Genomic DNA, 25513 nt, shown 5'->3' on the forward strand with positions numbered 1-25513 from the left:
TCCTCTGGCGCCGAGGGGTTGAGGTGTCCGGCCTGATTGGCGCATGGTGGGGTGACCCACCGACGCGGCCTCCCACGTGCGCTCCACCGCTTTGCCCCCCTTGCTGCTTTCCGTCCTCCTGGTCGCGGCGGGCGCGGTCGCCGCGGCCGCCCCCGTTCGGGTCGGGATCCTTTCCTCGGGCCCGACGCTGGACCGGCGGGCCGATTGGGGGCCTTGGGCCCGGGCCATCGAGGCCGGTCTCGGCGAGGGCGCCGAGGTGCACCTCGTCATGCTGCCACCGGCGGCGCTCCGCGCCGCGGTCCTGCGCGGCGAGCTGGATGTCGTCATCACCAACCCGGTCCATTTCATCGAGATCCGCGCGGAACGCCCATTCTCGGGAGCGGTCGCGACGATCGATATGGACCCGAGCGAGCCGGCGACGCCCTATTTCGGCGGCGTCATCGTCCGCCGTCAGGACCGGCCGGAGTGGGCGGCGTTGAACGGGCTCTCGGGCGCGCGCGTCGCCTACCAGGATCGCGGTCTGCTCGGCGGCTATGCGGCCCCGATGCGGCGGATCATCGATGCCGGCGTTCGACCGACCTCCCTTCGACTGGAGCGCACGGGGCCTGCCTACGACGACGTCCTCGACGCCGTCCTCGAGGAGCGCGCGGACATCGGCTTCGTCCGTACCGGCCTGCTCGAGCAATGGCGTCGCATCGGCGATGCGCGGGTTGGCCAGCTCGAGGTCGTCGCGCCCATGGACGTCCCCGGGTTTCCCTATGTGACCTCCACGCCCGTCTATCCGGAGTGGCCGGTCGTCCTGTTGCCGCAATTCGACGAGCAGCGCGCGCGTCGGTTCGCCCAGGTTCTGCTGGCCATGGAGCCGGGAAGCGCGGCCCTCGTCGCCGCCGGCATCGGCCAGGTGGCCGTTCCGGCGGACTACTCGGGGGTGGAGGCGCTGCTGCGCGAGCTCCGCCTGCCGCCGTTCGACTCGCCTGTGCGCGTGGCCTGGTACGACGTCTGGACGGCCCACCGGGGCACGATGGTGGGCGTCTTTGCCCTCTTCCTGGCGGCCCTCTGGGCCGTCGTCGGGCTGACGCGTTCCCGGCGTCGCCATCGTCGGGACGCGCTCGCGCTTGCCGCCGCGAAGCAGGCGGTTGACGAGGAGCGGCGGCGGTTGCGGGGCATCCTGGGCGCGGTGCGGGCCGGTACCTGGGAATGGAACGTCCAGACCGGCGAGCTTCGCGTCAACCGGCACTGGGCCGAGATGATCGGTTACCGCTTGGAGGAGCTCGCCCCGATCGATATCGAGACCTTCCGCAGTCGCGTCCATCCGGACGACGTGGAGCGGGTCTGGGATGCGGTTCAGGCGCACCTGCGGGGTGAGACCCGCCGGTACGACGTCGATCTCCGCATGCGTCACCGCCTCGGTCATTGGGTGTCGATGCGCGACCGCGGCGAGGTGGTCGCTCGCGACGTCGAAGGCCGCCCCCTCTGGATGAGCGGCCTGCATCTCGACACCGGCCGTTCCGAGGCGGGTGCGGTGGCGGAACTCGACGCCTGACCACCCCGCGGATCAATCACGCCGGCCGACGGCCGGCGCCCTCAGTCCCGGAGCTCGACGGCCGGGAACGCCGGCTCGACGGTGCTGGCTCGCGGCGTATCGGCGGCCAGCGCGGCCAGCACCGCCTCGGTCAATGCCGAGGTCGTTGCCGTGCCGCCCAGATCGCGCGCGCGTCGGGCAGGGTCGCCTTCGCCGGCAGTGAGCACGGTGGCGACGGCCACATCGACGGCCTCTGCTTCGCGATGCAGGCCGAGCGAGTGCCGCAACAGCATCGCGACGCTCAGGATGGCGGCGATCGGGTTGGCGATGCCCTGTCCGGCGATGTCCGGCGCACTGCCATGGATGGGTTCGTACAACCCGCGCGGGCCGTCGCCCAGCGCGGCCGAGGGCAACAGGCCCATCGAGCCGGCCAGCATCGCGGCCTCGTCGGTGAGGATGTCGCCGAAGAGGTTTTCGGTGACCACCACGTCATAGTCGCGCGGCCGCGAGATCAGGTGCATCGCCATCGAATCGACGAGCTGGTGCTCGAGCACGACGTCGGGGAACTCCGCGCGGTGCACGCGACTGACGGTCTCGCGCCACAGCCGCGAGGTCTCCAGTACGTTGGCCTTGTCCACCGACGTGACCTTGCCGCGGCGCGCACGGGCCAAGCGGAAGGCCTGGCGGGCCACGCGCTCGATTTCACCGACGCTGTACTCGCAGACGTCGACGGCGCGGTCGGCGTGCCGCTCCTTGCGGCCGAAGTAGCTGCCGCCGGTGAGTTCGCGGACGACCACGAGATCCACGCCCTGCAGCACCTCCGCCTTGATGGCGGAGTGCTTCAGCGTGGCGGGGTGCGGTTTCACTGGCCGCAGGTTCGCGTAGACCTTGAGCTGCTTGCGCAGGGCCAGCAGGCCCTGCTCGGGCCGCACCGGCGCTTTCGGGTCGCTCCATTTCGGCCCGCCGACGGCGCCGAGCAGCACGGCATCGGCGCGATCGCAGGCCTCGGCAGTGGCCGCCGGCAGCGCCTCGCCGGTGGCGTCGATGGCCGCGCCGCCGATCAGCGCCTCCTCGGTGCGGAAGGTGCGGTCGAAGCGGCGGCCGACGGCGTGCAGCACGGCGACCGCCGCGCTCGTCACTTCGGGGCCGATGCCGTCGCCGGGCAGGACGGTGATGTGGATCTCACGCGGCATGGCGGCGCTCCTCGAAGGCGGTGATGGCGGCGTCCTGGGCCAGCAGGTAGCCCAGCTCGTCGACGCCTTCGAGCAGGCAGGTCTGGGCGAAGGCGTCGATGGGGAAGGTCACGTGCTCGCCGTCCGGCCAGTACACGCGCCGCTTGGCGACATCCACCTGCAGGCGCAGGCCGGGCTGGGCCAACAGCGTGTCGACCACGGCTTCCGGCAGGACGACCGGCAACAGGCCGTTCTTCAGCGCGTTGTTGCGGAAGATGTCGGCGATCTCGCTGCTGATGACCACGCGGATGCCGGCGTCGAGCAGGGCCCAGGGCGCGTGCTCGCGCGAGCTGCCGCAGCCGAAGTTTCGGCCGGCCACGAGGATGCGCGCGTCGCGATGCTCCGGGCGGTTGAGCACGAAGTCGGCGCGCGGCGCGCCCTGCTCGTCGTAGCGCCAGTCATGGAAGGCGTGCTGGCCGAGGCCTTCGCGCGTCGTGGTGGTCAGGAAGCGCGCCGGGATGATCTGGTCGGTGTCGATGTTGGCGCGCGCCAGCGTGACGATCGGCGACTCCAAGGTGCGGAACGGGTTCATGCGGTGGCCTCTTCGGCAATGGCCGGGGTGGACGCGTAGGTGCGCGGATCGGCGATGCAGCCGGCGATCGCGGCGGCGGCGGCGCTGGCGGGCGAGGCGAGCACGGTGCGCGCGCCCTTGCCCTGCCGGCCCTCGAAGTTGCGGTTGCTGGTGCTCACCGCGAGCTGGCCGGGCTTCACCGTGTCGCCGTTCATGGCGATGCACATCGAACAGCCCGGCTCACGCCATTCCGCCCCGGCCTCGCGGACGAGGCGGTCGATGCCCTCGGCCTCGGCCTCGCGCTTCACCGCGTCCGAGCCCGGCACCACGAGCATGCGGACGCGCGGATGCACGCGGCGGCCGCGCAGCACGGCCGCCATTTCCCGCAGGTCCGAAAGACGCCCGTTCGTGCAGCTGCCGACGAAGACCACGTCGACCGGCTGGCCTGCCAACGGGGCGCCGCCCTCGAAGCCCATGTAGGACAGTGCGCCGACCGTGTCCGGCGCCGCCTTCGGCAGCGTGGCGTCGACGGCGACCACCTGCCCGGGGTGCGTGCCCCAGGTGAGCGTGGGGCGCACGTCGCGGGCGTCGATGCGGACTTCGGCATCGAATCGCGCCCCGTCGTCGCTTCGCCACTCGCGCCACGCGCGGGCCGCCGCATCGAAGGCCTCGCCCTGCGGCACCCGCTCGCGACCGCGCAGCCACTCGATGGTCGTCGCGTCGACGGCGATCAGGCCGGCGCGCGCGCCGGCTTCGATGCTCATGTTGCAGACCGTCATGCGCTCCTCCATCGACAGGGCCTCGATGGCCGCGCCGCGGTACTCGATCACATGGCCGGTGCCGCCGGCGACGCCGATGCGGCCGATGACGTGCAGGATCAGGTCCTTGGCGCTGCAACCCGCGGGCAGCCGGCCGTCGACGGTGATCGCCAGCGTCTTGGGCTTTCGCTGCAGCAGGCACTGCGTGGCCATCACGTGGCCGACTTCGCTGCTGCCGATGCCGAAGGCCAGCGCGCCGAACGCGCCATGCGTTGCGGTGTGGCTGTCGCCGCAGACGATGGTCATGCCCGGTTGCGTCAGCCCCAGCTCGGGGCCGACCACGTGGACGATGCCGCGCTTGCCGCTGTCCCAGTCGAACAGCTCGATGCCTTGCGCTTTGCAGTTCGCGCGCAAGGCCTCCACCTGCGCTTCGGCCTGCGGCGTGATGTACGCGCGTCCCCCGGTGGCGTCGGCGGGCGTGGTCGGCGTGCTGTGGTCCAGCGTCGCCTTGTGGCGCTCGGGGCGGCGCAGCTTCAGGCCGCGGGCCGTCAGCTCTGCGAAAGCCTGCGGGCTGGTCACCTCGTGCAGCAGGTGCAGGTCGATGTAGAGGATGGCCGGGGTGCGGTCGTTTTCCTCGCGGACGCAGTGCGCGTCCCACAGCTTGTCGAACAGGGTGCGCGGCGTGCTCATGCGCGGGCCTCCGTGGCGGCGGTGTCGCGGGTGTGGGCCACGGCGGGGCCCGGGCGGCGCGCGATGCGCTGTGCCAAGGCCAGCCACGCGATGGCGCTGGCTTCGAGGATGTCGGTGCTGGTGGCGCTGGCGGTCAGCTCCTCGCCGTGGTGGCGGGTGCTCAAGCTGGCCTGGCCCTGCGCGTCCTCGCCGCTGCTGACGCTGTGGACGGCATAGCTCTCCACGTCGACATGCATGCCGCGAGCCTCGGTCAGTGCCGCGAACAGCGCATGCACGGGGCCATCGCCACTGCCGCGACCGAAGTGCGATTCGCCCTGCGGGTCGCGCAGCTCGATGGCAGCGGCGGGCTGCTCGCCCTGGCCGGCACCGGTGCTGAGGTGGAAGGCGGTCAGCTGCCAGCCCGCCGTGCTCGCATCCTCGCCCAGCACCAGCGCCTCGAGGTCGGCATCGAAGACTTCCTTCTTCTTCTCCGCCAGCGTCTTGAAGCGCGCGAACAGGCGCTCGGCCGCGGCTTCGTCCAGCGAGAAGCCGAGGAAGGCCAGGCGCTCGTTCACCGCGGCGCGGCCGCTGTGCCGGCCCAGCACCATCTGCGAGCGCGCCCAGCCGACGGTCTCCGGACGCATGATCTCGTAGGTGTCGCGGTGCTTCAGCATGCCGTGCTGATGGATGCCGCTTTCGTGCGCGAACGCATTGGCACCGACGATGGCCTTGTTGCGCTGGACCGCCATGCCGGTGATGCGGGTCAGCAGGCGCGAGGTGGGCACCAGGCGCGTGGTGTCGATGCCGGTGCGGAAGGGGAAGCGGTCGGCGCGCACGTTGAGCGCCATCACCAACTCTTCCAGCGCGGCGTTGCCGGCGCGTTCGCCGATGCCGTTGATCGTGCATTCCACCTGGCGGGCACCGCCGGCGATCGCCGCCAGCGAGTTTGCGACCGCCAGACCGAGGTCGTTGTGGCAATGCGTCGAGAGGATGGTCTCGTCGCCGATGGCCGCCCGCAGGCGGCGGAACAGGGCCTCGATCTCGGCGGGGGTGGTGTAGCCGACCGTGTCCGGCACGTTCAGCGTGCGGGCGCCGGCTTTCGCCGCGGCACGGAAGACCTCTTCGAGGAATTCCGGCTCGGTGCGGATCGCGTCCTCGGCCGAGAACTCGACGTCATCGACCAAGCGGCGCGCATGCTCGACTGCGCGGACGGCCGCATCGACCACTTCGGCCTGCGAGAAGCCGAGTTTGTGCTGGCGGTGCAGCGGGCTGGTGGCGATGAAGACGTGGATGCGCGGCGCCTCGGCCTGCTCCAGCGCCTTGGCGGAGGCCTCGATGTCGCCAGGACGGCAGCGGGCGAGGCTGCACACCCCGGTGCCGGTACCGCGCAGCGCGCGGGCGACGCGGGCGATGCCGTCGGCATCGGCGTCCGAGCTGGCGGCGAAGCCGGCTTCGAGGGTGTCGACGCCAAGCTCGGCCAGCGCGAGCGCGAAGCGCAGTTTCTGTGCGGCGTCCATGCTGCAGCCGGGCGATTGCTCGCCGTCGCGCAGGCTGGTGTCGAAGGTGCGGATGCGCTCCGGGGCGGGGCTCATGTCAGGGTTCCTTCAGGGGTCTTGGCGAGAACGGGGCGGGCCGGGGCGACGGCCGGCGGAAGCGGGGGCATCGGGAGGCTGACCGCGGCGGTAAACGGGTCGGCCGCGCGACGGCGCGGCGGCCGGGGCGGGCGGGGACGGGTGTCCAGCAGCAGCTGCGCGAACACGGCCGCATCGATGTTGCCGCCGGAGACCACGGCGACCTTGCGGCGGCTGGCGACGCGACGCCCCGCGGCCAGCGCCAGCGCGCCGGCGCCCTCGGCGACGATGTGCTCTTCCAGCATCAGCCGGGCCAGCGTCTCGCGCAGCTCGGCCTCGCGGACGATGACCAGGTCGTCGAGCAGGCGCGAAAGGATGTCGCGCGTGAGCGCTCCGGCTTCGGCGACGCGGGTGCCGTCGGCCAGCGTGGCGCGGGGCGTGATCGGCGAGGCATCGCCTTTCAGCGCGCGGGCCATCGCGTCGACGCCTTCCACCTGCGCGCCGATGATGCGCACGCCCTGCGACTTCAGCGCGAGCGCTACGCCGGCCGCGAGTCCGCCGCCGCCGATCGGCACCAGCACGGCCTCGGGCGCGTGCGCGGCGAGTTCGATGCCCAGCGTGCCCTGGCCGGCAATGACGTCCGGATCATCGAAGGCGGAGAGGTAGCGGAAGCCGTGCTGCTCGGCCAGCTGCAGCGCGTGGGCCTTGGCCTCGTCATAGGTCTGGCCGCTCTGGCGCACGGTGGCGCCGAGGAACGCCACGCCCTGCGCCTTCACGACCGGCGCGGTCATCGGCATGACAGTGATGACCGGCACTTTCAGCTCGCGCGCGGCCCATGCGAGGCCCATGGCGTGGTTGCCGGCCGAGGCGGTGATGACGGTGCGGCGGTCGCCGCGTTCGCGGGCCGCCAGCAGCGCGTTCAACGCGCCGCGCACCTTGTAGGCACCGGTGCGCTGCAGGTTCTCCAGCTTCAGCCAGCAGCCGAAGCGCTCGGCGTAATGCAGCGGCGTCGGCGGCAGGTAGCGCCGCAGGCGCGCGCTGGCCGCCAGCACGTCGCTGGCGGTCACGTCGGCGCGGGCGGCGTCCAGCGGCATCAGACCCTCGTCAGCCAGCCGCGCGGCACTTCGTCACGCCCGCGGACGATGTCGGCATAGCGGGCGGACAGCGCATCGCCGAAGGGCGAGCCGGCGAACACGCGCTCGTCGATGGCCTCGACGCGGGCGATCTCGGCCGAGGTGCCGGTCAGGAACACCTCGTCGGCGGCCTTCAGTTCCTCGATCCGCACCGGGCGGGATTCGGCGCCGGTGAGCTGGATCACGGTGTCGCGGGTGATGCCGGGCAGGGCGTCGCCGTGCTCGACGGCGGTGACTCGGCCATCCTTCACCATGAACACGTTCTCGCCGGTGCACTCCACGACGAAGCCGCCGTCGTCGACGAACAGCGCCTCGCCGAAGCCGCGCTGCGTGGCTTCGCGCTTGGCCAGGATCGAATTGACGTAGTTGCCGCACAGCTTCAGCGGCGGCAGGGCCTTGGCCGGATTGCGGCGGAAGGGCGAGACGGTCAGGCGCACGCGGTGCGTGCCCAGGTGCGAGGTCCACGGCAGCGTGGCGACCATCAGGCGCTCGGAGAGCTTGTCGACGTCGAGGCCCAGGCCGCCGGCGTTGAACCACAGCAGCGGGCGGATGTAGGCGTCGCGGTGGCCGTTGGCCCGCAGCGTGGCCAGTACGGCGTCGCTGGCCTGCGCGACGTCGAACGTCATGCCCAGGGCCTCGGCGCCCTTGCGCATGCGCTCCAGATGCTCGGGCAGGCGGAACACCGCGGCGCCACCGTCGTCGGTGGCGTAGCTGCGGATGCCCTCGAAGACGCCCGTGCCGTAGTGCAGCGCATGGCTAGTCAGCGGGACGCTGAAGGCCTCGGCCTCGGCGATCTCGCCGTCGCAGAACTGCATCAGCGACATGGGGCCACCTCCACCGCGAGGCAGTCATGCAGCTTGTCGAGCTGTGATTTCAGGCCGTGGGCCGAGCGCTCGCTCTCCACCTTCATGGACAGCGTCCACGCCGATGCGCGCGGGTCGGTCTCGGCCTGCATCGACAGCGGCCAATAGCCGCGGCGCTGGGCGGTGCCCAGCACGCGGGCCAGCGCGCCTTCGCTCTGGCGCAGGGTCACGTCAAGTTGGTAGTGCATGGACGAACTCCTTGCTCTCGTCATGGGCGACGGCCTCGGCCTGCGCCGGCGCATCGAGCATCTCGGTATTGGATTTGTTGGGCGGCACCAGCGGCCACACGTTGGCCTTCTGGTCGATGGCGACGTGCAGGAAGGCCGGGCCCTCGATGGCGAGGAAGTCGGCGAGCGTGGCGTCCAGGTCGGCGCGCGCGTGCAGGCGCATCGCCGGGATGCGGTAGGCCTGAGCGATCAGTCCGAAGTCGGGGTTGTCCGACAGGTCGACCGCCGAGTAGCGCTCCTGGAAGAACAGCTCCTGCCACTGCCGGACCATGCCGAGGGCCTGGTTGTCGAGCAGCACGATCTTGATCGGCAGCCGTTCGCGGGCCACCGTGGCCAGCTCCTGGATGTTCATCTGGATGCTGCCGTCGCCGCTGACGCAGACCACCGTGGCCGCCGGGTTCGACAGCTGCGCGCCGATCGCCGCCGGCAGGCCGAAGCCCATCGTGCCGAGGCCGGCGCTGCTCAGATGGTGCGTCGGGTCCTTGAAGCCCCAGTGCTGCGCCACCCACATCTGGTGCTGGCCCACGTCGCAGGCGACGATCGCGTCCGGCGCCAGCTCCGACAGCCGCTTCAGCAAGGCCGGGGCGTAGATGTCGGTTCCCGGCGCGTCGTAGCGGGCGGCGTGCTTCTGCACCCGTTCGGCGCACAGGGTGCGCCACTCGTCGCAGCGGCTGATCGCGGCGCACAGCGCGTTCAAGCTGTTGTCGATGCGGCCATGCACCGAGACGTCCGCGCGGCGCAGCTTGTTGATCTCGCCCAGGTCGGCGTCGAGGTGGATCACCTTCGCGTGCGGGGCGAACTCGGCCAGCTTGCCGGTGGCGCGGTCATCGAAGCGCGCGCCGACGACGATCAGCAGGTCGCTTTCCTGCACGGCCAGGTTCGCGGCGCGCGAGCCGTGCATCCCCAGCATGCCGAGGAAAGCGGGGTGGTCGAAGGGCAGGGCGCCCAGGCCGCGCAGCGTCAGCACCGTCGGCATCTTCGTCGCGGCGATGAAGCGGCGGAAGGCTTTCGTCGCGCCGGCGATGGCGATGCCACCGCCGCCATAGACCACCGGCTTCTTCGACCGCGCGATCAGGGCCAGCGCCTCCACCAGCCCCACCGGCACGGCGTTGACCACCGGCGGGCTGGCGATCGGTGCCGGCGCCGGCAGGTGGTCGGCCTTCGCCAGCTGCACGTCCTTCGGCAGGTCGATCAGCACCGGGCCGGGGCGGCCGCTGCGCGCCAGGTGGAAGGCCTCGTGCAGCACCGCCGGCAGTTCGTCGACGGAACGCGGCAGGTAGCTGTGCTTGACGATCGGCAGGGTCATGCCGAACACGTCCAGCTCCTGGAACGCGTCGGTGCCCATCAGGTGCGTCGGCACCTGGCCCGTCAGGCAGACCATCGGCACCGAGTCCAGCAGCGCGTCGGCGATGCCGGTGACGAGGTTCGACGCGCCGGGGCCGGAGGTGGCGACGCAGACGCCAACGCGGCCGCTGTGGCGCGCGTAGCCGTTCGCGGCCAGCGCGGCGGCCTGCTCATGGCGCACCAGCACGTGGTGCATCGTGCTGCCGAGCAGGGCGTCGTAGAAGGGCATGATGCAGCCGCCCGGATAGCCGAAGAGGGTGTCGACCCCTTCGGCCTCGAGCGCCTTCACCAGCCACTCGGCTCCGTTCATGCACCGGCCTCGGCGGGCGTCGCCTGCGGGGTGGCCGTCGTCGACGCTGCCGTTGCCGATGGATTCGCCGGCGCTTCGCCACGCGGCTGCAGCCACGGCATGCCAGCGCGCAGCTTGCGGCCCACGGCTTCGATCGGGTGCTCCAGGTCGGCTGCTTTGAGCGCGCGGTAGTTCGGGTTGCCGGCGCGGTACTCGGCGATCCATTCGCGGGCGAAGCGGCCGTCCTGGATCTCGGCCAGCACGCGCTTCATCTGCGTGCGGGTGTGCTCGTCGACGACGTAGGGGCCGCGCGTCAGGTCGCCGTACTGCGCGGTCTCGCTGATGAAGCGGTGCATCTGCGTGACGCCGCCTTCGTACAGCAGGTCGACGATCAGCTTCAGCTCGTGCAGGCACTCGTAGTAGGCGATCTCGGGCTGGTAGCCGGCTTCGACCAGCGTCTCCCAGCCGGCCATCACCAGCTTGGTGGCGCCGCCGCACAGCACGGCCTGCTCGCCGAACAGGTCGGTCTCGGTCTCCTCCTTGAACGTGGTCTTGATCGGCTGCGCGCGACCGCCACCGATGCCGGCGCAGTAGGCCAGTGCGATCGTCTCGGCCGAGCCGCTCTGGTCCTGGTGCACGGCATACACGCTCGGGACGCCGCGGCCGATCTCGAACTCGCGGCGCACCAGCGCGCCCGGGCCCTTCGGGGCCACCAGCACGACGTCGATGTCGTGGCGCGGATTGATCTGGCCGTAGTGCACGTTGAAGCCGTGCGCGAACAGCAGGCAGGCGCCGGACTTCAGGTTCGGCGCGATGTGCTGCTGGTAGAGCTGCGGCTGGACCATGTCCGGCGTCAGAACGGCGACGACATCGGCCGCGCGGACCGCGTCGGCGGGCTCGCGCACTTCGAAGCCGTCGGCCTTGGCCTTGGCTTCGGTGGGGCCGCCGGCGCGCAGTCCGACGATGACGCGGACGCCGGAGTCGCGCAGGTTCTTGGCGTGGGCGGTGCCCTGGCTGCCGTAGCCGATGACGGCGACGGTGCGTTGTTGCAGGGCGGCGGGGGCGGTGGTGGCGGTGGTCATGGCGAGGTCCTTGGGAAGAAACGTTGGGAAAGTGGAATCGGGTGTTCGGAGGCGATGGGGAAGGCGGCGCGTGGTGGGCCGAGTGGCCTAACCGGTGGTGATCGCCCCGCGGCTGGCGGAGGCGACGTGGCGGGCGTACTTGGCCAGCGCGCCATGGCGCACGCGAGGTTCGATGCGGGCGGGCTCGCGCGAGGCGAGGTCGGCGTCGGTGCGGATCTCGCGGGCGTCCACGTCGATCACCACGCGGTCGCCGTCGCGAAGTTGCGCGATGGGGCCGCCGCGGGCGGCTTCGGGGCTGATGTGGCCGACCATGAAGCCGTGCGTCGCGCCGCTGAAGCGGCCGTCGGTGATCAGCGCGACGTCGTTGCCGAGGCCCTGGCCCACCAGCGCGGCGGTCACGGCGAGCATCTCGCGCATGCCGGGGCCGCCCGCGGGGCCTTCGAAGCGGATGACGACCACGTCGCCCGGCTGGATGGCGCGCGCCTGCACGGCGGCGAAGGCGGCGTCTTCGGAATCGAACACGCGCGCCGGGCCTTCATGGCGACGATGCTTCGCCGGCAGCTTGCAGATGCAGCCTTCCGGCGCGAGGTTGCCGTACAGCACCGAGTAGCCGCCGTGCGGCTTCAGCGGCGCGGCGAAGCCCGGCACCACCTCGGTCGGCGTGATGTCACCGGCGGCCGGCGGGTTCGCCATCGCCGCCTCCACGGCCGCAAACAGGGTCTGGCCCGTCATGGTCGCGGTGTCGGTGATCCGGCCGGCGGCGCGCAGCTCGTCCAGCACGCGCGCCGTGCCACCCGCGGCATGCAGCTCCACCGCGGTGAAGCGGCCGCCGGGTTTCAGGTCGGCAATGACGGGAGTGCGCGAAGCGGCTTCGAATTCTTCCAGCGGGAAGGGCACACCGGCTTCATGGGCAATCGCCAGCAGGTGCAGCACGGCATTGGTCGAGCCGGCCGTCGCGGCCACGGTGATCGCGGCATTGCGCAGCGCTTCCGCGGTGATCGCCTCGCGCGGCCGACGACCGGCGCGCCACGCGTCCATCGCGAATGCGCCGCAGCGGAAGGCGGCGTCCTTCTTCGCGGGGTCGGTGGCCGGGATGTCATTGAGGCCCATCGGCGACAGGCCCAGCGTGGTCAGCACCATGGCCATGGTGTTGGCAGTGAACTGGCCGCCGCAGGCGCCGGCGCCCGGGCAGGCGCGGCGCTCGATCTCGCCCAGCTCGGCGTCGTCGATGCGCCCGGCCGCGTGCGCGCCGACCGCTTCGAAGACCTCCTGCACGGTGATCTTCTTCGCCTTGCACACGCCCGGCTGGATGGTGCCGCCGTAGAGCACCACGCCGGGCAGGTCCATGCGGCCCAGCGCCATGGCGGCCGCCGGGATGGTCTTGTCACAGCCCACCAGCACCACCACCGCGTCGAGGCAGTGGCCGGTCACGGCCAGCTCGATCGAATCGGCGATGACTTCACGTGACGGCAGCGAGGCGCGCATGCCCGTGGTGCCCATCGCGATGCCGTCGGTGACGGCGATGGTGTTGAACTCGATCGGCGTACCGCCGGCGGCCTGGATGCCTTCGCGAGCCGACTGCGCGAGGTCGCGCAGCGTCAGGTTGCAGGGCGAGATGTCCGACCACGTGTGGACCACGCCCACCAGCGGCTTGGCGATGTCGGCGTCGGACAGGCCGGTGGCGCGCAGCATGGCGCGGGCGGGAGCGCGGGACGGGCCGGTTTTGATCTGGTCGGAGTTCACGGGGTGAGGGCGGTTTCGAGGCTTCGGGGATGTTTCGAAGGCCTGAAACGCGAAACCCCGCACCGTTGCCGGTGCGGGGTTTTCGTTTCGGACCTTGTTGTTGCGTTGTTGCTAGGTCACGTCGATCCCGCACCGGTGAAGGGGCTAATAAGAAGGACGACGACAACAAGGACGACCGGCACAAGCGCGACGTCGCGGACCGCGACCGGGAGGGCCGAGGCGGTGAGCGCAGCGAAGGTCGGGGCGGTGAAGTTCATGGCATCGACAAGACCACGGGCTTTTCCGCGCTGTCAACACATTGTCGTGATGTGGGCCTCATTCGAGCGATGACTCGATGCCAAGTGCTTGATGGGAAAAGCGCTTGGTTGCCAATAGAACTGACGGCCCGGCCGCAGATTTCGTATCCCGATGGCCGAGATGCGCGGCTTGAGCCCTGTGTCACGACCTTGTGGGCAAGGTCGCCACCATCCTTGGTCGGTCCCATGTACCGCTTCGACGCCTCCGCCATGGCTTCCCCTCCCGCCGCCACCCATTCCCTCCCTCTTTTCCCCCTGAAGGCCGTGCTCATGCCCGGCGGGGTGATGGCGCTGCGCGTCTTCGAGCCGCGCTATCTCGACATGGTCAAGCGCTGCGCGCGCAAGGGCGAAAGCTTCGGCATCGCCCTCATCGTCGATGGGCCCGAGGTCGGCGGCCCGGCGCAGCCTGCAGAGATCGGGACGGAGGCACGTATCGTCGATTTCCACGTGCAGCCCGGGGGCATGCTCGGGATCGCGGTGGAGGGCGAGCGCCGCTTCGCTGTTGCGAGCACGGCCACGCAGGCCGACGGCCTGGTGGTGGCCGAAGTGCGCTGGCTTCCGCCGACGCCCCAGGTCGCGGTCGAGCCTCAGCACGGTTTCCTCGTCGACTTGCTGAAACGGATGCTCGAGCGGGCTGGCGGCCCGCACGCCTATGCGGATGGCGCGTGCTTCGACGACGCGGGCTGGGTCTCTTGCCGGCTCGCGGAGCTGCTGCCGCTCGATGTCGACCAGCGCTTGCACCTGCTGGAGGAAGACGATCCTTCGCTACGGCTCGATGCCGTGCTGCGCTGGTTGCCGCAGCTGGCTTGAGCATCAGTTCCCGGAAGGCGGCGCACGAAGTCGCAGGACGTCGCCCTCGCCGACCCGCAGCGCCGCGGCGTCGAGAGTCAACTGCTGCAAAGCGTCGTCGTTCCCGTCCTGCACGGCCCAGTAGCGGACGAACCCGTCGCCTCGAGTCGCGAAGCGCAGCGTTTGCGCGGTCCCGAGCCACAGCGGCTCATCACGGTGGCCGAGCGCATACGGTGCGGGCCAGAGTCGAAGCACCTGTCGCTGCTCCGGCGCCGTCCCGGCGAGCACCATGAGAAGGGCCTCGGGATGCCCCTCGTGCGTAGCGGGCATGATCGGCAGCGTCAGCGGTGTGGCATCGTCGTCGAGCATCATGAGCAACCCGCGCCAGTCCGCTTGGGGCACGGGGGCCCAGCCCGCCGAGGTGAGCTGACGCACCAGCGTCGGCAGGTGGCCGGCGTACTGCACGTTCAGCGGCCAGGCATCGCGGCTTCGCAGCTCGTTGCGGCGCGTGGGCAGGTTCAACTCCGTGTCGCCGCCGATCCAGCGCCGGGCGTCGATGGACTCGCGCTCGACGGGCGGGTCGTAGGCGACGATCAGCTCTTCCGCGGAGCGCGTGGCGTGCCAGCCGCCCACCAACAGCACCATGCCGAAGAAGATGGCCGTCACGGGGCGGACCCAGAACGATCGCGCCACTCTCCTGCGGTACGCCAACCCGAGAGCGGTGATCCACAGGAGGCCCAGGCTGGCCCCGGCGAGCACGTCCGAGAGCCAATGGGCCCCGAGATAGAGGCGCGAGAACCCGAGCAGCCCCACCAGCAGGGCGGCCACGACGTACGGCCAGACGCGGCGTCGGCCGGGCATCTCCCGCGCCACGAGGACGGCGAAGAACCCGTACACCGTCGTCGCCAACAGCACCGACTGAGAGGGGAAAGAGAACCCGCTCACGGCGGTCGCTGCCGGGGGTTTCGGCAGGTCGATCAGCCAGCCCAAGGCCCACGCGAACACGATCGCGAAGCTGGGCGCGGCGATCCAGTGCCACGCGGCGATGCGTCGCTTGCGCCAGAACAGCCAGGCCGCGGCGGCGGCGACGGCGGGTCCCAGCACCACGGGGTCACCCAGCGTCGCCAAGAAGCCCATCACCGGATCGGCGAGGGGATGCCGGAGTCCGAACATCGCCTGGTGGAATGCGAGGTCGAACCTGGAGGGAGCTTCGCCGCCACCGACCGACACCAGCAGCTGGAAGAAGCCCCATGCCCCGAAGAGCAGGGCGATGGCCAGCATCAGCAGGGATGGTGACTCCCTGCGCTTCGGGTCGATCAGGGCTTCCGAGTAGCGTCCCATCACGGGGTGGCGATGCGACCAGTCGAGCAGACGCACGAGAAGGCCGTGGGCGCGTGGCGCCAGCCAGCGCCAGGAGTAGAGCACCACGGCCCACACGACGGCGACCAGTGCGAGGACCAGTCCGATCACGATCGCCAGTCGACCGGCCACGGCGGCGACCAGATCCAGCGATGCGCCGAAGAGCCAGCCGGGCGCCAGGAACAGCAGCGCCCACAACACGGCGGCGACGCCGGTCGCGAACGCGTACCGTTGCGCCGGCATCCGCACCATGCCGGCGATCGCGGGAATGAACGGCCTGATCGCGCCAACGAAGCGCCCGATCACCAGGCTCTTCATGCCGTGGCGTCGGAATGCCGCATCGCCCCGCTCCAGCCACTGGGGATTGTTCGCGAAAGGCCACCGTGTCCGCAGGGAGTCGCCATAGCGCCTTCCGGCGAGGTAGCTCACACCATCGCCGCAGAACGCGCCCAGCGCCGCGCATGCCACCGCATAGGTCCCGTCGATATGGCCCAATCCCACCAGCGTGCCGACCGCGAACAGCAGCGGCGTCGCTGGAATGGCCACGCCGACAAAGAGCAACGCGTCGCCGAAGGCGATCAGGAAGATCACCACGCCCGCCGCGATGGGGTGCTGTGCGATCCAGTCGAGGAGGGCGTCCCAGCGGATGGAGTCCATGCGACAAGTATAGGTGGGTCGTCGAGGCGCCCGGATGACGTCGCCATGCGCCGCCCACGAGCGGCGCCGTTGACGCCGCGTCCGTCCGTCAACCGTTACTCTTCGCGTTCTTCGCTCTTCCCACCGCGCCATGCCCAGCCTTTCCGGCAAGACCCTGCTCATCACCGGCGCCTCCCGCGGCATCGGCCTCGCGATCGCCCTGCGCGCGGCCCGCGATGGCGCGAACGTGGCCATCGCGGCGAAGTCCTCGGTGCCCAACCCGAAACTGCCCGGCACCATCCACGATGCCGCCGCCGCGGTCGACGAGGCCGGGGGCCGAGGCCTGGCCATCAAGTGCGATATCCGCGAGGAGGCTGAGGTCGAGGCCGCGGTCGCCGCCACGGTGGAGCGCTTCGGCGGGCTCGACATCCTCGTCAACAACGCCAGCGCGATCTGGCTCAAGGGCGCGCTCGAGACCCCGATGAAGCGCTTCGACCTGATGAGCCAGGTCAACAGCCGCGGCAGCTTCCTCTGCGCGCAGAAGGCCCTGCCGCACCTCTTGAAGTCGGCAAACCCGCATATCCTCACGCTCGCGCCACCGCCCACCCTCGACCCGAAATGGTGGGGGCCGCACACCGGCTACACGCTGGCGAAGATGGGAATGAGCTTCGTCACCCTCGGCCTCGCGGCGGAGTTCGGCCCCCAAGGCGTCGCGGTCAACGCGCTATGGCCGAAGACGGTCATCGCCACCGACGCGCTGAACATGATCCCGGGCATCGACGTCTCCGGCTGCCGCACCCCGGCGATCGTGGCCGACGCCGCGCATGCCGTGCTGTGCCGCGAGGCCCGCGGTTTCCACGGCCACTTCCTGATCGACGAGGACGTGCTGCGCGAGGCCGGCGAGACCGACTTCACGCGCTACGCGGTCGACCCGTCGAAGCCGCTGTCGCCCGACCTTTTCCTCTGACGGCACTCTCGGGAACCGGCCCCGCCCATGTACCAACCCGCCCAGTTCGCCGAACACCGGCCCGAGGAATGGCATCGCCTGATCCGTGAGCATCCGCTGGGGATGCTCGTCACCGCGACCGCCGCAGGGCTCGAAGCGGAGCACCTGCCCTTCGTGCTCGAAGCGGAGCGCGGTCCCAGCGGCACCCTGCTGGCCCATGTCGCACGCGCCAATCCGGTCTGGTGCGCGGTGGCCGAGGGCGATGCGGTGATGGTCGTCTTCCGCGGCGTCCAGGGCTACATCTCGCCCAACTGGTACCCGAGCAAGCACGAGCACCACCGCCATGTGCCGACCTGGAACTACGAGGTCGTGCACGTGCATGGCCGCATCCGGGTGCTCGACGACACGAACGCCGTCCGCGGCGCGGTGGCGAAGCTCACGCGCCAGAGCGAGGCGGGCGAGCCGGTGCCGTGGAAGATGGGCGATGCGGCGGCCGACTACCTCGCGTCGGAACTCGCCCACATCGTCGCCATCGAGATCGCGATCGAGCGGATCGAAGGCAAGCGCAAGCTCAGCCAGAACCGCGACGAACGCGACTTCCGCAATGTCGTCGAAACCCTCGAGCAGCGCGGCGAACTCGCCTTGGCCGAGGCGATGCGCGAAGCGCGACCGGCGGGCAGCTGACGGTCCTCCCCGTTCCGTGGTCCAACGAAGGGTGGTTGGCGTGCCGGTCATCCAGCACGCCCCGGTGATCGGGATCGAAGGAGCGTCAGTCCCCGTTCTGGGCGGGAGGGACTTGCGGAACCGGGCGGAGGGCGTTCCGGTCGACACCCTGCGCGGCCAGTCGATCCAGCAGGGCCTCGTAACGCGTGGGCTCCATGGTGGGCTCGCGGCCGAACACCCATGCCAGCTTCCGGTTCGGCGTCACTAGCGCGGCGCCCCGGTAATCGTCGTCGACATGCACGACCACGAGTTCGGTGGAGAACGGCCAGACGAACTGCACCTTCCATCGTGCGCCGGCGCTGCCCGGGATCACGGTGGATATGCCTCGCCACCGCTTGTCGTCTTCGCCGAAGCGGTCCTTGTAGACAAAGTCGTTGTCGATGCGGCCGTCCGCCCGCAGCCGATATTCGTCCCGCGTGGCGACCTTCCCCTCCTCGAAGAAGTACGGCACGTGCGCGATGACGTACCACGTGCCCATGAACCTCGGGAGGTCCACGGAGGGGGCGGGGTACAGCGGGGGCATGGGGCGGGGCTCCTTGCCGGCGCAAGCAACCAGCAGCAGGGCGGCGGCGAGCACGATCCATTGGAAAAGGCGCGTCTTTTCTCGCGGCGGATGGTTCATGCGGGGTTCCTGCGTTTTCGGTCTTGGGGGTTCATGCGGGTTGGACGGTGCAGCCAACGAGGGCTTCCCGGGCGGCCGTGTCGAGGGTGGCTTGGTCGGCGGGCGTCGGCTTGGGCGGGAAGTCGATCCTCACCTGCATCGGCGCCTCGCCTGCGTCGTCGCGAAGGTTCGACAGGCCTTCGAACCAGCGCAATCGCTTGGTCTGGCCGTCATAGGCCACCCGGATCGACGGCAGCAGCCATCCGAACCAGCCGCCCAACTGCAGGCGGAAGGCCTGGAGGTCGGGCGATCCGGAATCGATCGGCGACACATCGAATTCATAGGCCCGAAGCCGGGACGGGACGAGGAAGCGCATCTCGAGGGTCTTGCCCTGCGTGAGGGGGGCCCAGTAGCCGCGGACCCACTCGTCGAAGCCAGCATCGGCCACGAGGGGGCCCGAAGGCAGGAGTCCCGACGCTTCGCTCCCACCGGGCGGCGTCCAGCGCACGCGGGTGCCCGAAGCGGTCTGTTCTGCGCCCTCGCGATAGCCGCTGCGGGCATCCTCGAGTTGGAACGACGGCGCCGAGGGCGTGTCCGCATACCGGACCCACTTCCGCGCGAAGGCCTGGCCGTCGAGGCAGCGGTACATCACGAGACGCTCCGCCGGCTCCCCGTTATCGAAACGGACGATGTGCTGCTCGCGGAACAGGACCTCCCGGCTTTCCAGGTCCCGAGCGGTGGCGATTTCCTGCTGGATCGTCGCGGTCGCCGCGGCCGGCAGCAGCAGGGCGAGGATGGCGAAAGCGACGTGTGGTGTTTTGGTCATGATCTGTGTCTCCACGAGGGGCGCCGGATCAGGAGGCGCGGTGGGTGCGCGGTGGAAGGGGGAAGAAGGCGCTGACTTCCTGCTGGTAACGGCGATAGTCGTCCCCGCGGGTGCGCAGGGCCTGCGCTTCCGTCCAGGGAATGCCACTCACCCGCCAGAGGAAGGCGAACATCAGCAGGGGGCCGGCCAGCGCCAGCCACGCCAAGGGCCCCGTCGCCGCCAGCGCGACGTAGGCGAACCAGTGGATCCACTCAAAGAAGTAGTTGGGGTGCCTCGACCAACCCCACAGGCCGCGGCGACACGTGCGGCCCTTCTGCGCGGGGTCGCGACGATGGGCCGCCAGCTGACGATCGGCCAGCGTTTCGCCAGCGACGGCAATCGCCCACACCGCGGCCGCCGCCCAGACCCAGGCGCTGTCGATGCCCCCCGCGCCAGCCGCGGCGGCAACGAAGGGCAGCGAGAACAGGGCGATCACCAAGGCTTGGAGCTGGAAGAAGGCGAACCAGCGTGGCGCGCCGTTCCCGATCGCCGCCCTCATGGCCTGGTAGCGACCGTCCTCGGCCTCCCCGCGCACGCGGTGCCAGAGGAACCGGAACAAGCGGACGCCCCAGAAACCGCCGAAGAGGGCCACGAGGACGCGGGAGGCCAGGCTGCCCTCGCCCAGCAGGCCGGCCATCACCGCCGCGACCGCCATGCCCAGCGCCCAGAACACGTCGACGTAGCCCATGTTCTTCCTTTGCCGCGCGTAAAGGAACGCAAGGCTCATCCCCGCCGCGGCCAGGCCCCAGATCAACATCACGATGCCAAGGGTGCTCATGCGATGGCCTCCCGCTCGTTCTTCGTCAGGTGCTTGTCGATGCCGTACAGCAGCGGGATCGCCACGCCCCAGCCGATCGCAATGGCGACGAGGCCCTCCACCATGCCGTGGTCGAAGCGCACGGCACCCGCGACGGACGCGGCGCTGGCGTAGGCCAGCGGCCCGCCGAGGACCCCGAGGGCGGCGGCCGCCCAAGGACGGGAGGCCAAGGCGGCCATGGAGTGCGTCAGCGTCAGCGCGAAGCCCGCCCACAGGGCCAGGATCCAGGGAGGAGCGATGAGCCGGACTTCGCCGGCGGCCGCGTAGGTCAGCAGGCCGCTGGCCCCCAGCGACCCATCGAGGACGAGGCCGACCACGAGGGCGCTCGCGAGGAGACGGACGTCCCGGCGTCGGGTTGGCGAGAAGTGAAGATGGGCCGCGGCATACAGAACGGCGGCGACGGGGCCGGCCCATGGCCACCCCTTGCCGGCGCCGATGACGCAGGCCCACCAGACGGCTTGGAAGCCGAGGACGTTGAACAATAGCCACTGCATTGCGAGATCTCCGTTGACGCCCGGTTCGTCGGGCGCGGAGGCATCGTCGCTGCGGCGGTTCCGGCCTTCGCGATGGGCCGGTGAAGCCATGCATCAGCGGTGGCGCGGTCTCATCAGCGGTCGACGCGCGCCGGTCGCCATTGGCACCAGCGGCGCCTCGCGCGTGAAGCCGGGGCGAATCCGGGGATGCGCGGCCGTCTGTGCGCGCGGCGCCGCACGCGGACGGTCGACGACGGGGCCGCGCGACCCGTGCGCTCAGCGCAGCGCGTCGATCCCGCGCTGCAGATCGGCGACGATGTCATCGCCGTGCTCCAGGCCCACGCTCAAGCGCAGCAGCCCCGGCGGCGACACCGGGTTCGGCCCCTCGACCGAGGCGCGGTGCTCGATCAGCGACTCCACGCCGCCCAGCGAGGTGGCGTTGGTGAACACTTCGACGGCTCCGGCGAAGGCCAGCGCCGCCTCGCGACCGCCCTTGAAGGTGACCGAGACCATGCCGCCGAAATCCGACATCTGGCGCGCCGCGATGGCGTGGTTGCGGTGGGTGGGAAGGCCGGGCCAGTAGACCGTCTCGACGGCCGGCTGCGCGGCGAGGAATTCGGCGACCCGGCGCGCGTTCGCGCAGTGCCAGGCCATGCGCGCGGGCAGCGAGCGCAGCCCGCGCAGGGTCAGCCACGCCGAGAACGGCGCAAGGATGTTGCCGGTGATGTGGCGGCGATGCGCGGCCCTCTCGAAGAAGGCATCGCGCTTGGCGAACACCAGGGCGCCGCCCATCACGTCGCTGTGGCCGCCCATGTATTTGGTGGTCGAGTGCATCACGAGGTCGGCGCCGAGCGCGATCGGTCGCTGCAGCACGGGGGTGGCGAACGTGTTGTCCACCGCCAGCAGCGCACCGTGCTGCTTCGCGATCGCCGAAAGCGCGGCGAGGTCGGCGATGCGCAGCTGCGGGTTCGAGGGCGTTTCGGCCCAGATCATCTTCACTGCGGGCGTCATCGCCGCCGCCACGGCGGCCGCGTCGGTCTGGTCCACGCGGCGCACCGTCACAGCGCGCTCGGGCAGGAACTCGGCGCCCAGCGAGCGCAGACCGGCGTAGCAGTCCTCGGGGATCAGCACCTCGCTGCCGGCCGGCAAGCATTCGAGCGCCGCCGTCATCGCCGCCATGCCCGAGCCATACGCGAGTGCGGCGCCGCCGCCGTCCAGAGCGGCGAGCGCGGTCTCCAGCCGGTCCTGCGTCGGATTGCCCTCGCGCTGGTACTCGTAGCCCGCCAGTCGTTCGGCGGCTGGGCCGTGCTTGAACGTGGTCGACAGGTGCAGCGGCGGAGCCACGGCGCCGTTGTGGGCATCGGCTTCGCCGCCCGCGTGGACGGCGAGGGTTTCAAGGTGGAGCTCAGGGCGCATGCACGGGTTCCAGGTCGAAGCCCCGGCGCAGCAGCTCGCCGGCGAGCTGCGGGGGCGAGGTGTAGTGGATCGCGTCGAGGCCGGCGCTCTGGGCGCCCCCCACGTTCTCCGTACGGTCGTCGATCATCAGCGCCGACGCCGGGGAAAAACCCAGCGTCGACAGGCAGGCGTAGAAGGCCTGCGGGTCGGGTTTGGTCAGGCCCAGCTGGCCGGTGGTGATCATCCGGGTGCCGAACAGCGGGCGAAGCTCTGGGAAGAATTTTGGCAGCTGCCGCCCAAGCCATTGGCCGTTGTTGGTGAACAGCGCCAGCGTCGTCTGCGGGGCGATGCGTTCGGCGAGGCCCAGCACGTCGCGGCGCAGCCGCATGCTCTGCCGGCGTGCATCGATGAAGGCGTCCAACGGGATATCCAAGCCGTGGCGGCGGCGCACCGCGTCGAGGTAGTCCTCGAGGCCGAGCTCGCCGCGGCCGTTCTTCGTTTCCAGACCGCTCTTGAATAACGCCTCCAGCACCGTGGCCGGCGGCGCGCCGACCGCTCGGGCCAAGGCCTCGATGCGCCGCTCGCGCTGGTACTCGACGAGCACGTCGTCGAGGTCGAATACCACCAGCTTCGGGCGCGGTCTCGGGGTCATGCGGCCGCGGCGACCTCGCGGAAGGCCGCGCGCGCGGCCTCCAGCGTGTGGGCGATCTCGGCGTCGCCGTGCATGGACGAGACGAAGCCGGCCTCGAAGGCCGAGGGCGCGAGGTAGACGCCGCGCTTCAGCATGGCGTGGAAGAACCGGTTAAAGCGCGCGGTGTCGGCGGCCTTGGCCTGTTCGAAGCTCGTCACCCGTTCCGCAGTGAAATACAGGCCGAACATCGCGCAGACATGGCGGGTCGAGAACGCGACCCCGGCTTCTTCGGCCGCGGCCTGGAAGCCGGCCACCAGCGTGTCGGTGGTCTTGGCGAGGTCGGCATAGAAGCCCGGCTGCTGGATGATCTTCAGCGTCGCCAGCCCGGCCGCCATCGCCACCGGATTGCCGCTCAGCGTGCCGGCTTGGTAGATCGGGCCGGCCGGGGCGATCTGCCGCATCAGCTCGGCGCGACCGCCGTAGGCACCCACCGGCATGCCGCCACCGATGATCTTGCCGAAGGTGCTGATGTCGGGCTGCACGCCATACAGCTGCTGCGCGCCCCCAAGCGAGACGCGGAATCCGGTCATCACCTCGTCGAAAATCAGCAGTGCGCCGTGCTCCGTGCAGAGAGCGCGCAGGTGCTCGAGGTAGCCCGGTTCCGGCGGAATACAATTGGCGTTGCCCACCACCGGCTCGACGATGACGCCGGCGATGTCGGCGCCCACTTCCTCGAACAGTGCCGTGGCGGCGGCGAAATCGTTGAATGGCAGAGTGAGCGTCAGGTCGGCCAGCGCCTTGGGCACGCCCGGCGAGTTCGGCAGGCCGAAGGTCAACGCGCCGGAGCCGGCCTTCACGAGGAAGCTGTCGCCGTGGCCGTGGTAGCAGCCCTCGAACTTGACGATGCGATTACGGCCGGTCGCGCCACGCGCGAGGCGGATGGCGGACAGGGTCGCCTCGGTGCCCGAGTTGACCATTCGCACCATCTCGCAGCTGGGCACGATACGGGTGATCTCTTCGGCCATCGTGACTTCGAGCGCATTCGGCACGCCGAAGCTAGTGCCGTCGATCATCACCTCCCGGATCGCCTCGAGCACTTCCTCCCGTGCATGGCCAGCGATCATCGGGCCCCAGCTACCGATGTAATCGACGTAGCGGTTGCCGTCCACGTCCTCGATCCATGCGCCCTTGGCTCGCTTCGCGAAGAACGGCTCGCCGCCCACCGACTTGAAGGCCCGCACCGGCGAATTGACGCCGCCGGGCATGAGGTCGAGGGCGCGGGTGTAGAGGGCGTGGCTGGTGTCGGTCTTCATTCTGGGGATCGGATCAGGACAGGAGAGGGGCGGTCGGTGGGGCTCCCGCCGCGCCCGGGCGGGCATCGAAGAGGGCCTGGAAGCGCCTCGCGGCGGCCAGCGGGTCGGGGGCATCGAACACCGCGCCCACCACGGCCAGCAGGTCGGCACCGGCCGCAACGAGGGTCGCGGCATTGTCCGGCGTGAGCCCGCCGATGGCCACCCGCGGCCGGTACAGAGCGGCGGCGGTGGCCAGCAGGCCGGGGGTGGCGCGTCGCGTGGTCGCCTTGGTCCGCGTCGGGAAGAAGGCGCCGAACGCGAGGTAGTCGGCGCCGGCGGCGGCGGCGCGTTCCGCGCGCGAAAGGTCGTCGTAGCAGGACGCCCCGAGCAGCAGGCCCGGCGCAGCGCCGCGTGCGTCCGCCAGATCGCCGTCGTCTTCGCCGAGGTGGGCCCCGGCGGCGCCCACGTCGAGGGCCAGGCGCCAGTCGTCATTGATGACCAGCGGCACGCCCGCCGCATCACAGAGCGCCTTCATCGCGCGTGCCTCGTCGAAGCGGCGCGGGCCATCGGCGCGCTTGTTCCGGTACTGCAGCAGGGCGGGCGCGGCCGGCAAGACCGCCGCCACGCGTTCAAGGAGTCGATCGCTGTCGTCGTCGTCGGGGGTGATCAGGTAAAGGCCGCGCAGCGTCATCACGTCATCCTACTCGTCGCGGCGTGTGCGGCGTGGCAGGCTGCCGCCATTCCACGAGATCTCTCCAAGCCATGGCCACCTCTTCCGCCTTCACCACTTGGGTCTGCGTCGTCTGCGGCTTCATCTATGACGAAGCCGAGGGCTGGCCGGCCGAGGGCATCGCGCCGGGCACCCGCTGGGCCGACGTGCCGGAGGACTGGCAGTGCCCGGAGTGCGGGGTGTCGAAAGCCGACTTCGAGATGGTCCAGGCCTGATGCTTCCCTGCGCATGGTCGGCGTCTCCCGTGGGGGAGGTCGAGCGACACGCTTTGGTCAGGGTTGCCCCGTTGTCGGGATGTCCGGCGAGAAAGTAATCACATCGCCGCGGTCGAGACCGAGGGCGTCCGAGCGTCCCGCGTTGAGTTCCAGCACGTACTTCGCCGGGCCTCGGCTCGGATAGCTCGGGCAGCGGTCGCCTGCTGTGCAGACCGGAACACCCCGTTGGATCGATACGAGCCTCCGCTCAGCATCGAAGTAAAGGATGTCCAGGGGTATCTTGGTGTTCTTCATCCAATAGGCGAGGGGCGCCTCGTTCTCGTGCACGAAAAGCATGCCGTGGTCGGCCGGCATGGATTCGCGGTACATCAGCCCTCGGGCACGTTCCTCGAAGTCATCGGCAAGTTCCACGTGGAAGCGTTGGCCTCCCAATTCCACCCAATGAGGTCCTGCGGAACCGCTGCATGCGGCGGCGCCTACGGTGGCGGCGGCGAGAAGCCAGTGGGAGAGGTGGTGTCGCATCTCGTGGTTCCAGTCTGTGGCCGGTCCGCGATTCTAGGGCGCCGACGTCCGTCGTCTGTCCCACGCTTCGTCCGGCAGCGGTTGAACTGTCTGCCATGTCACGTGGATGGCTGCTCGAGAGGGCTTGCAATCCGCGGCCTCGATTGCCTATAGTTCGCGCCCCTTCGCTGGGTGGCTTCGGAAACGGGCGGCGCGGCGGAGGGGGGTGGAGAAGAAAAAGTTGGCGCTGCGGTGTTGACGAACTTCGAAACTGCTGTATAGTGTGCGGCTCCCTCGGGC

At 70.4% G+C, this 25513-nt stretch carries 26 protein-coding genes; 5 read left to right on the plus strand and 21 right to left on the minus strand.

All coding sequences use genetic code 11. The annotated features are described in order from the left end of the window. The first annotated feature begins 100 nt into the window (after positions 1-100). Positions 101-1543 carry a PhnD/SsuA/transferrin family substrate-binding protein gene (locus tag ACYVAK_RS13245; RefSeq protein WP_461061750.1) on the plus strand — a complete coding sequence of 481 codons (1443 nt, stop codon included), beginning with the start codon at positions 101-103 and terminating at the stop codon, positions 1541-1543. Positions 1544-1584: 41 nt separating this feature from the next. On the opposite strand, the gene leuB is transcribed toward ACYVAK_RS13245, so the two are convergent. The 11 genes from leuB to ACYVAK_RS13300 all read right to left on the minus strand — a co-directional run bounded on the left by leuB (position 1585) and on the right by ACYVAK_RS13300 (position 13201). Beyond that, positions 1585-2715 carry a 3-isopropylmalate dehydrogenase gene (leuB, locus tag ACYVAK_RS13250; protein ID WP_461061752.1) on the minus strand — a complete coding sequence of 377 codons (1131 nt, stop codon included), beginning with the start codon at positions 2713-2715 and terminating at the stop codon, positions 1585-1587. Further along, positions 2705-3286 carry a 3-isopropylmalate dehydratase small subunit gene (gene leuD / locus ACYVAK_RS13255; RefSeq protein WP_461061754.1) on the minus strand — a complete coding sequence of 194 codons (582 nt, stop codon included), beginning with the start codon at positions 3284-3286 and terminating at the stop codon, positions 2705-2707. Before leuD ends, leuB begins: the two co-directional genes overlap by 11 nt. Next, positions 3283-4713 (minus strand): 3-isopropylmalate dehydratase large subunit, encoded by a 1431-nt coding sequence (leuC, locus tag ACYVAK_RS13260; protein ID WP_461061756.1) that lies wholly within the window; start codon positions 4711-4713, stop codon positions 3283-3285. The genes leuD and leuC overlap by 4 nt, the downstream gene beginning before the upstream one ends. Continuing rightward, entirely contained in the window at positions 4710-6284 is a 1575-nt protein-coding gene (locus ACYVAK_RS13265; protein WP_461061758.1) for a 2-isopropylmalate synthase, read from the minus strand. Before ACYVAK_RS13265 ends, leuC begins: the two co-directional genes overlap by 4 nt. Beyond that, positions 6281-7357, minus strand: coding sequence for a threonine dehydratase (locus ACYVAK_RS13270; protein ID WP_461061760.1), 1077 nt, complete (start codon positions 7355-7357; stop codon positions 6281-6283). The genes ACYVAK_RS13265 and ACYVAK_RS13270 overlap by 4 nt, the downstream gene beginning before the upstream one ends. Next, positions 7357-8220 carry an aminotransferase class IV gene (locus ACYVAK_RS13275; protein WP_461061762.1) on the minus strand — a complete coding sequence of 288 codons (864 nt, stop codon included), beginning with the start codon at positions 8218-8220 and terminating at the stop codon, positions 7357-7359. Before ACYVAK_RS13275 ends, ACYVAK_RS13270 begins: the two co-directional genes overlap by 1 nt. Continuing rightward, a complete protein-coding gene (locus ACYVAK_RS13280) occupies positions 8211-8447 on the minus strand; it encodes an ACT domain-containing protein (RefSeq protein ID WP_461061764.1) in 237 nt (78 codons plus the stop codon). Before ACYVAK_RS13280 ends, ACYVAK_RS13275 begins: the two co-directional genes overlap by 10 nt. After that, on the minus strand, positions 8431-10140 hold the full coding sequence (gene ilvG, locus ACYVAK_RS13285) for an acetolactate synthase 2 catalytic subunit (protein WP_461061766.1): 1710 nt from the start codon (positions 10138-10140) through the stop codon (positions 8431-8433). The genes ACYVAK_RS13280 and ilvG overlap by 17 nt, the downstream gene beginning before the upstream one ends. Beyond that, a complete protein-coding gene (ilvC, locus tag ACYVAK_RS13290; protein ID WP_461061768.1) occupies positions 10137-11201 on the minus strand; it encodes a ketol-acid reductoisomerase in 1065 nt (354 codons plus the stop codon). Before ilvC ends, ilvG begins: the two co-directional genes overlap by 4 nt. An 87-nt stretch (positions 11202-11288) precedes the next feature. Next, a complete protein-coding gene (ilvD, locus tag ACYVAK_RS13295) occupies positions 11289-12944 on the minus strand; it encodes a dihydroxy-acid dehydratase (protein ID WP_461061770.1) in 1656 nt (551 codons plus the stop codon). A 116-nt stretch (positions 12945-13060) separates the two neighbouring features. Further along, complete coding sequence (locus tag ACYVAK_RS13300) at positions 13061-13201, minus strand: hypothetical protein (protein ID WP_461061772.1); 141 nt, start codon at positions 13199-13201, stop codon at positions 13061-13063. Positions 13202-13450: 249 nt separating this feature from the next. Between ACYVAK_RS13300 and ACYVAK_RS13305 the strand changes: the two genes are divergently transcribed. Continuing rightward, positions 13451-14050, plus strand: coding sequence for an LON peptidase substrate-binding domain-containing protein (locus ACYVAK_RS13305; RefSeq protein ID WP_461061774.1), 600 nt, complete (start codon positions 13451-13453; stop codon positions 14048-14050). 3 nt (positions 14051-14053) lie between these two features. Here the strand turns inward: ACYVAK_RS13305 and ACYVAK_RS13310 are convergent, their stop codons facing one another. Then, on the minus strand, positions 14054-16045 hold the full coding sequence (locus tag ACYVAK_RS13310) for a bifunctional DedA family/phosphatase PAP2 family protein (RefSeq protein WP_461061776.1): 1992 nt from the start codon (positions 16043-16045) through the stop codon (positions 14054-14056). Between the two features lie 130 nt (positions 16046-16175). Between ACYVAK_RS13310 and ACYVAK_RS13315 the strand changes: the two genes are divergently transcribed. Further along, positions 16176-16991 carry an SDR family oxidoreductase gene (locus tag ACYVAK_RS13315; RefSeq protein ID WP_461061778.1) on the plus strand — a complete coding sequence of 272 codons (816 nt, stop codon included), beginning with the start codon at positions 16176-16178 and terminating at the stop codon, positions 16989-16991. Between the two features lie 27 nt (positions 16992-17018). Next, positions 17019-17654: an FMN-binding negative transcriptional regulator gene (locus ACYVAK_RS13320; protein WP_461061780.1), complete on the plus strand. Its 636-nt coding sequence runs from the start codon at positions 17019-17021 to the stop codon at positions 17652-17654. 85 nt (positions 17655-17739) lie between these two features. Here the strand turns inward: ACYVAK_RS13320 and ACYVAK_RS13325 are convergent, their stop codons facing one another. From ACYVAK_RS13325 to thiE, 8 genes are all read right to left on the minus strand, one after another. Beyond that, a complete protein-coding gene (locus ACYVAK_RS13325; protein ID WP_461061782.1) occupies positions 17740-18315 on the minus strand; it encodes a lipocalin family protein in 576 nt (191 codons plus the stop codon). A gap of 31 nt (positions 18316-18346) precedes the next feature. Beyond that, a complete protein-coding gene (locus ACYVAK_RS13330) occupies positions 18347-19120 on the minus strand; it encodes a hypothetical protein (RefSeq protein WP_461061784.1) in 774 nt (257 codons plus the stop codon). Between the two features lie 28 nt (positions 19121-19148). Then, a complete protein-coding gene (locus ACYVAK_RS13335) occupies positions 19149-19922 on the minus strand; it encodes a DUF1295 domain-containing protein (protein WP_461062148.1) in 774 nt (257 codons plus the stop codon). An 11-nt stretch (positions 19923-19933) separates the two neighbouring features. Further along, a complete protein-coding gene (locus ACYVAK_RS13340) occupies positions 19934-20560 on the minus strand; it encodes a DUF2878 domain-containing protein (protein WP_461061786.1) in 627 nt (208 codons plus the stop codon). A gap of 165 nt (positions 20561-20725) precedes the next feature. Then, positions 20726-21865, minus strand: coding sequence for a trans-sulfuration enzyme family protein (locus ACYVAK_RS13345; RefSeq protein WP_461061788.1), 1140 nt, complete (start codon positions 21863-21865; stop codon positions 20726-20728). Further along, positions 21855-22496 carry an HAD family hydrolase gene (locus ACYVAK_RS13350; RefSeq protein ID WP_461061790.1) on the minus strand — a complete coding sequence of 214 codons (642 nt, stop codon included), beginning with the start codon at positions 22494-22496 and terminating at the stop codon, positions 21855-21857. The genes ACYVAK_RS13345 and ACYVAK_RS13350 overlap by 11 nt, the downstream gene beginning before the upstream one ends. Beyond that, entirely contained in the window at positions 22493-23788 is a 1296-nt protein-coding gene (gene hemL / locus ACYVAK_RS13355) for a glutamate-1-semialdehyde 2,1-aminomutase (RefSeq protein WP_461061792.1), read from the minus strand. Before hemL ends, ACYVAK_RS13350 begins: the two co-directional genes overlap by 4 nt. Before the next feature lie 13 nt (positions 23789-23801). Next, entirely contained in the window at positions 23802-24458 is a 657-nt protein-coding gene (thiE, locus tag ACYVAK_RS13360; protein WP_461061794.1) for a thiamine phosphate synthase, read from the minus strand. Positions 24459-24529: 71 nt separating this feature from the next. Between thiE and ACYVAK_RS13365 the strand changes: the two genes are divergently transcribed. After that, positions 24530-24712 (plus strand): rubredoxin, encoded by a 183-nt coding sequence (locus tag ACYVAK_RS13365; protein WP_461061796.1) that lies wholly within the window; start codon positions 24530-24532, stop codon positions 24710-24712. Positions 24713-24769: 57 nt separating this feature from the next. Here the strand turns inward: ACYVAK_RS13365 and ACYVAK_RS13370 are convergent, their stop codons facing one another. Next, positions 24770-25234: a DUF192 domain-containing protein gene (locus ACYVAK_RS13370; protein ID WP_461061798.1), complete on the minus strand. Its 465-nt coding sequence runs from the start codon at positions 25232-25234 to the stop codon at positions 24770-24772. Positions 25235-25513: the final 279 nt, after the last annotated feature.

The organism is Silanimonas algicola, assembly GCF_054777375.1.

What these genes read in the sequence shown, in the direction of transcription:
- leuB (WP_461061752.1), bottom strand. Translation starts at nt 2,715, where the DNA reads ATGCCGCGTGAGATCCACATCACCGTCCTGCCCGGCGACGGCATCGGC.
- leuD (WP_461061754.1), bottom strand. Translation starts at nt 3,286, where the DNA reads ATGAACCCGTTCCGCACCTTGGAGTCGCCGATCGTCACGCTGGCGCGC.
- leuC (WP_461061756.1), bottom strand. Translation starts at nt 4,713, where the DNA reads ATGAGCACGCCGCGCACCCTGTTCGACAAGCTGTGGGACGCGCACTGC.
- ACYVAK_RS13265 (WP_461061758.1), bottom strand. Translation starts at nt 6,284, where the DNA reads ATGAGCCCCGCCCCGGAGCGCATCCGCACCTTCGACACCAGCCTGCGC.
- ACYVAK_RS13270 (WP_461061760.1), bottom strand. Translation starts at nt 7,357, where the DNA reads ATGCCGCTGGACGCCGCCCGCGCCGACGTGACCGCCAGCGACGTGCTG.
- ACYVAK_RS13275 (WP_461061762.1), bottom strand. Translation starts at nt 8,220, where the DNA reads ATGTCGCTGATGCAGTTCTGCGACGGCGAGATCGCCGAGGCCGAGGCC.
- ACYVAK_RS13280 (WP_461061764.1), bottom strand. Translation starts at nt 8,447, where the DNA reads ATGCACTACCAACTTGACGTGACCCTGCGCCAGAGCGAAGGCGCGCTG.
- ilvG (WP_461061766.1), bottom strand. Translation starts at nt 10,140, where the DNA reads ATGAACGGAGCCGAGTGGCTGGTGAAGGCGCTCGAGGCCGAAGGGGTC.
- ilvC (WP_461061768.1), bottom strand. Translation starts at nt 11,201, where the DNA reads ATGACCACCGCCACCACCGCCCCCGCCGCCCTGCAACAACGCACCGTC.
- ACYVAK_RS13300 (WP_461061772.1), bottom strand. Translation starts at nt 13,201, where the DNA reads ATGAACTTCACCGCCCCGACCTTCGCTGCGCTCACCGCCTCGGCCCTC.
- ACYVAK_RS13305 (WP_461061774.1), top strand. Translation starts at nt 13,451, where the DNA reads ATGGCTTCCCCTCCCGCCGCCACCCATTCCCTCCCTCTTTTCCCCCTG.
- ACYVAK_RS13310 (WP_461061776.1), bottom strand. Translation starts at nt 16,045, where the DNA reads ATGGACTCCATCCGCTGGGACGCCCTCCTCGACTGGATCGCACAGCAC.
- ACYVAK_RS13315 (WP_461061778.1), top strand. Translation starts at nt 16,176, where the DNA reads ATGCCCAGCCTTTCCGGCAAGACCCTGCTCATCACCGGCGCCTCCCGC.
- ACYVAK_RS13320 (WP_461061780.1), top strand. Translation starts at nt 17,019, where the DNA reads ATGTACCAACCCGCCCAGTTCGCCGAACACCGGCCCGAGGAATGGCAT.
- ACYVAK_RS13325 (WP_461061782.1), bottom strand. Translation starts at nt 18,315, where the DNA reads ATGAACCATCCGCCGCGAGAAAAGACGCGCCTTTTCCAATGGATCGTG.
- ACYVAK_RS13330 (WP_461061784.1), bottom strand. Translation starts at nt 19,120, where the DNA reads ATGACCAAAACACCACACGTCGCTTTCGCCATCCTCGCCCTGCTGCTG.
- ACYVAK_RS13340 (WP_461061786.1), bottom strand. Translation starts at nt 20,560, where the DNA reads ATGGCTTCACCGGCCCATCGCGAAGGCCGGAACCGCCGCAGCGACGAT.
- ACYVAK_RS13345 (WP_461061788.1), bottom strand. Translation starts at nt 21,865, where the DNA reads ATGCGCCCTGAGCTCCACCTTGAAACCCTCGCCGTCCACGCGGGCGGC.
- ACYVAK_RS13350 (WP_461061790.1), bottom strand. Translation starts at nt 22,496, where the DNA reads ATGACCCCGAGACCGCGCCCGAAGCTGGTGGTATTCGACCTCGACGAC.
- hemL (WP_461061792.1), bottom strand. Translation starts at nt 23,788, where the DNA reads ATGAAGACCGACACCAGCCACGCCCTCTACACCCGCGCCCTCGACCTC.
- thiE (WP_461061794.1), bottom strand. Translation starts at nt 24,458, where the DNA reads ATGACGCTGCGCGGCCTTTACCTGATCACCCCCGACGACGACGACAGC.
- ACYVAK_RS13365 (WP_461061796.1), top strand. Translation starts at nt 24,530, where the DNA reads ATGGCCACCTCTTCCGCCTTCACCACTTGGGTCTGCGTCGTCTGCGGC.
- ACYVAK_RS13370 (WP_461061798.1), bottom strand. Translation starts at nt 25,234, where the DNA reads ATGCGACACCACCTCTCCCACTGGCTTCTCGCCGCCGCCACCGTAGGC.